Here is a 262-nt window from a genome sequence, read left to right on the forward strand (position 1 = left end):
AGCAGCCACTGGGAGGTCCACCATGGGCTGGTTCCACGGTTTTAAGCTCCATATCATTGTGAACGATAAGGGGGAAATTCTAAATTTCGTTATCACCCAAGGAAATGTGGATGACAGGGAACCGCTTAAAGAAGGGAATATATTGAACAAAATATTTGGAAGCTTATATGCAGATAAAGGATATATATCAAAGAATCTCGCAGCGATGCTATTTGATGATGGGCTGCACCTGGTGACCGGCATACGCAATAATATGAAAAAC

General features: G+C 42.0%; 1 protein-coding gene. It reads left to right on the plus strand.

What is annotated here, in order from left to right:
• Positions 1-262 (plus strand): transposase (locus tag RM545_RS17570; RefSeq protein WP_311496586.1); only part of this gene is annotated, 262 nt, incomplete at both ends.

The sequence above is a fragment of the Autumnicola lenta genome (assembly GCF_031846515.1).
In the GTDB taxonomy this organism is placed as follows: Bacteria; Bacteroidota; Bacteroidia; order Flavobacteriales; family Flavobacteriaceae; genus Autumnicola; species Autumnicola lenta.